General features: G+C 55.1%; 3 protein-coding genes and 1 tRNA gene. All 4 read left to right on the top strand.

What is annotated here, in order from left to right; all coding sequences use genetic code 11:
• The coding region (locus M7F93_RS10650) for a translocation/assembly module TamB domain-containing protein (protein ID WP_298173157.1) at positions 1-2,731 on the top strand (2,731 nt) is incomplete at its 5' end.
• 17 nt (positions 2,732-2,748) lie between these two features.
• A complete protein-coding gene (locus M7F93_RS10645) occupies positions 2,749-3,840 on the top strand; it encodes an NAD(P)/FAD-dependent oxidoreductase (RefSeq protein ID WP_298173154.1) in 1,092 nt (363 codons plus the stop codon).
• A gap of 54 nt (positions 3,841-3,894) precedes the next feature.
• On the top strand, positions 3,895-4,332 hold the full coding sequence (locus tag M7F93_RS10640) for a Fur family transcriptional regulator (RefSeq protein ID WP_298173153.1): 438 nt from the start codon (positions 3,895-3,897) through the stop codon (positions 4,330-4,332).
• A gap of 55 nt (positions 4,333-4,387) precedes the next feature.
• Positions 4,388-4,463, top strand: a tRNA-Lys gene (locus M7F93_RS10635).
• Positions 4,464-4,889 lie beyond the last annotated feature (426 nt).

Below are 4,889 nucleotides of genomic sequence, written 5' to 3'. Positions count from 1 at the left end.
TCCCCCCAATACCGCAGGCAATTACCAGATTAGTGGCGGCTTCGAGCAGGTCCTGGCTAAAGCGCTACCCAGCACGTTACCGGTGGGCGCGTTGGCCATCAGTTTAAATTTGCAAGGGGACATTCAACATTATCAGGGACAGTTGGCGCTGCGCGGTGATCCCAAATTCGGCGGTATTCAGGGCAATGTGAACGGCAATCGCCAAAACCTGCAATACCATTATGCAGGCAAGCTGCTGGGCGCCGATCTGCTGCCTTCGGTGCTGGCCGTCCGGTGGCGGCCGCAACTCACCGTTACCGGACAGGCCCGGGTCAGGGGCCTGCACACGCAGCGCATTATGGCCCAGGTACCGGGCACTTTTTCCGGGGACCTGACTGTCAACGCCACCCAAATTTCCAAAGTGATCGCAGGCGACGTGCGACTGCAATTGCTGCCTAGCCAGCTTTACCGCCAAACCTTGCAGGGCGAGGCATTGGTGCATTTCACTGGGCGTGCGTGGGATCTGCAAAAGGCCCGGTTTCTTGGACCCGGTGTCAGTCTGAGGGCTCAGGGTAATTTGCAACAACGGCTTCGTTTTGCCATCGAAGTAGCACAGTGGCGAGGCTTAGTCCCCGGTGCCAGGGGTGAGAGTACGATCCAGGGTTGGGTTGCGCGGCCTCAGGTGCAGTGGACTGGAAAAATCCAGGGCACCGGACAAGGGCTTGCCTATCGTGATGTAAAGATCAATACACTGAAAACACAGGCCGAACTTCGCGCCACGAACGCCTTGCAGGCTACGATCAAGGTAAAGGGACTGGCATACGCTGGCCACCGCATTGATCTGCAGGCCCATGCGCAAGGACCATTAACACGGTTTACGCTAGGACTGGACGCGCAATGGCCGCAAAGCCGTTTGTCTGTCGCCGGGCTGGTATCTCATCAGACTGATGTGTGGGGACTGCAATTGGGGAAGGCCACACTGACCAGCACTCCTCTGGGAAACTGGCAGTTACTCCACCCAGCCACCCTGCAATGGGATAACGGTGCCGGATCGCTCAGCAAAATGGCTTTCGTTGATACATTTGGTGCCCGGATTACCGCGCAAGGTCGCTATACCCCCGCCATGAACCAGGCCGATCTGGGATTTGATCTGCAATCTCTACCTCTAGATTTTCATACGCAGACAGAAGGTGCATCGCTCCACGGCTTTCTGAATGCCCATCTGCAAGCACAGTGTCATGGGATATGCCACGCGGAAGGTCATTGGGATTTTCAGAAAACAGAATTGCAATGGCGGCAAGCAGGCACACCGCATACCCTCTCTTTGCAAGCGTTTACTGGTCAGTTCCGTTGGTTGCCAAAAGATCTCTCGCTTGCTGCTGACCTTCGTCTTGCCAATGACTGGGGCAATGCCCAGGTGACCCTCCACAGCCCCGCGACACTCGCTCTGCCCTGGCACTGGGATGCCAATGCCCCACTACAAGGGGTTATAAAGGCGCATGTAGGTGCACCACTTTTTGCCGCCCTCCCCGTCGGGAGTTTGCGGATTCAGCCGCAAGGGCAAGGGACCATAGACGCTCAAGTTCTAGGCAGTTGGGCACATCCGCAGTGGACAGGTACGGCACAACTCCAGGGTCTGGGCTTTTTCGTCCCGCAGGCGGGTTTGGATGTTCGTGACGTGGGTGCACAACTCGTGGGAAATGGAAAAGAGTTGCGGATCGATCAACTACAAGCCAGCTCCGGCTCGGGCCAGATATCCGGGACAGGCATCGTCCAACTTCAGCAGGCGAATGACTTTACGCTCCACGTCACTGGGAAGAACTTCACGGCGCTCAATCTGCCGCAGGTACAAGCTGCGGTCAGCCCCGACCTGAGCCTTTCCGGAAACCTGAAGAAAATCGACGTGCAAGGAAATATACACACCGATCGTCTGCGTATATTGGGTACGGATTTCAGCGGACCCAAGCCCTCAGGCGACGTCGTTTTTGTGAAAAATATGCACAAAAGCAGTGGCCCTGCCCTGGGTGTGAATGTGCATGTAACCCTCGGGAACGATGCGAGAGTCATCATCAGCGGGCTACGTGCCCGGCTGGTAGGTGACCTCGCAGTAGAAATGCGCGGCGGCCAAAGTCCACAAGTGGATGGAACGCTGCGCATGGTGGATGGCCATTATGCGATTTACGGGCACACTCTCAACTTCCAGCGTGGTTCCATCCTTTTCCACGGGGCCGCGAATCAGGCCAACCTGGACGTGCTGGCGGTACGTACCATCAAAAGTTCTTCTAGCTTCGCCGTGGACAACACACCTGTGGAGGTTGGCGTACAAGTCACTGGTACATTGCAAGTGCCTCAGGTTGCGCTCTACTCCAAACCCTCCATGTCCCAGACAGATATTCTCTCCTATCTCGTGCTGGGCACCCCGAGTAGCGGTCTCACCAGTCAGGATGCACTGCTTTCCGCCGCCGCAGGTACGCTCTTTTCTGCCAGTCGTGCCGCAGTCTTCGGCGACAGCCTGAGTAGCAGCGGTATTGACGTTGGCGTAAGCTCGAACGGTAATGCGACGGGCTTGGCGAGTGCTATGGTCACCTTGGGCCATTATCTTACCCCCGATCTTTATCTCAGTGTCGGACAATCGGTGCTGGGCAATGGTACCGTGGCACGCCTGCGCTACCGGATTTCCCGTCATATCGAACTGCAGACGGAGAGCGGCACCCAAAATGGCGCCAATATATTTTACCGAATTGATTTTTAAGGTAGTGGTGATTTTAGATGCCTGCTAAAGCCTCTGCGCAAACAGATGTGCTACTGATTGGCGGCGGCGCGATCGGCTTACTCAGTGCGATTAAGCTTGCGGAGGCCGGTCTGCGGGTTACTATTCTCGATCAAGGTCATATCGGTCAGGAGGCATCATGGGCCGGTGGCGGCATCCTGAGCCCTTTGTATCCGTGGCATTACCCCCCTGCCCTGTTGCGCCTAGCGCTGTACAGTATGCAGCGATATTTTTCCCTGACTGCCACATTGCTGGAGCAAACTGGCATTGATCCTGAGTGGATACCCTCCGGCTTGCTTATTATGGAGGGTGAGCAGGAGAAAATCCCGTATGATGTGCTGGCTTGGGGAGTAGCGTGGGGACTGGATTGGCACCTGGGACATCCAGAAGGGGCTCAAACACTCTGGTGCCCGGAAGTCGCACAAGTACGGAACCCCCGCTTGCTGGCGGCAATGGCCGCACGCTGTCGTCAACTGGGCATCGTTTTGCATGAAAACACTGCGGTCACCGGTTTTCGTAAGCAGGGCGAACAACTGCAAGGCGTGGAAACCAGCACCGGCTTTATCCCCGCGGAGCAGGCCATCGTGACTGCCGGTGCCTGGAGCGGAAAATTACTTGACGAAACAGGCAACCACCTGGACATCATTCCAGTACGAGGTCAAATGCTTCTGCTTCAGGGTAAACCCGGAGCCATCAATACGATGTTGATGCGCGACAATCATTATCTGGTACCGCGACGAGATGGTCTGATTCTGGCTGGCAGCACGAGCGAGCTTGCAGGGTTTGATAAATCGATCACGGACGAAGCACGAGAAGAGCTTTTGGGCTTTATCACTCAGCTACATCTGGATCTAGAGCAGATACCAATCCTCAGACAATGGTCTGGATTGCGCCCGGGAAGCCAGGACAGTATTCCGTATATTGGCCTTGTTCCCGGCTGGGAGGGGCTCTTTGTCGCCGCTGGTCATTTCCGTTACGGACTCACCAACGCGCCCGCGACTGCCGACATTCTGGTGTCTTTCTTGATGAAGACGCCACCGCCGTTGGATATTAACCCTTACGCAATTCTGACGCCAAGGCTGGCACAGTAAGGTCTTTTCCTGGCGGTGTATTAGCGCTACTATTACAATAGGTTTAAAATTAAAATGGGACCGTCTGTGGGAAATAACGACTGGAACAAGCAACGAGTGTTGGAAGTACTTCGCGACGCAGGGGTAAATCCCACCAGTCAAAGAGTGGAGATTGGCTACGCGCTCTTCTCCTCTTGCGCACATCTTTCCGCGGAAGAAATCATGCAACGCGTCAATGCAGACTATCCCGTGGTGTCTAAGGCAACGGTTTACAACACCCTTGGCCTGTTCGCCGATCACTTGTTGGTGCGCGAAGTGATTGTGGAGCCCGGCAAGGTGTTCTATGACCCCAATGTTTCTCTTCATCATCATTTTTATTATGTAGATTCGGGAGAGTTGCTGGATATTCCTGCGTCTGCCCTGCAAATCAACAAGCTCCCCGACCTGCCGCCGGAGACTGAGGTAGAAAAAGTCGAGGTAGTGATCCGACTGCGACGGCGCACGACTCACTAAAGCACCGCATCAGCGCTTGCCTTCTTGGCAAAAATTCCTATAATACGGGTCCTTCGGGTTGTTAGCTCAGTTGGTAGAGCAGCTGACTCTTAATCAGCGGGTCGTGGGTTCGATCCCCTCACAACCCACCAAATAAAACAGTAACTTAGCGCAGCATGCTAGGTGTCTTTATTTTCCGGGGGAGATTCAATATCCGATATTTTCACCAGAAGCGCCCCTACAAAACTCCGCAGAACGGCCAGCCCCCGTTTTACCTGGTAATTCAACCCAGCGAGGCGATTCAGGTCATGCAGCAGTTCTCGCACTGGGGGAATTTTAGTAAGGCTGCCAGATTCTTCCTGGTATAGGCTTCAAGGCTGATCGTATGGTATCCGGCGGCGCGGGCCTTGCGCCCAATCTCGTTTGACAGAACCGTCTTGCCTACCCCCGCAAGCCCGTCAACATGAGACTCTGTTCCGCCCGCTGCTGCCACACTCAAGCCATAAGAATATCGGCTGGTTACGAGCCAGCGTGCTTGGCGCTAACCCATATTTGACACTGCACAAAATTTCCTCAAT

This window comes from Acidithiobacillus sp. (assembly GCF_027322205.1).
In the GTDB taxonomy this organism is placed as follows: Bacteria; Pseudomonadota; Gammaproteobacteria; order Acidithiobacillales; family Acidithiobacillaceae; genus Acidithiobacillus.
Note: the sequence above shows the minus strand (reverse complement) of the source record. Positions and strands in the feature narration are given on the sequence as shown.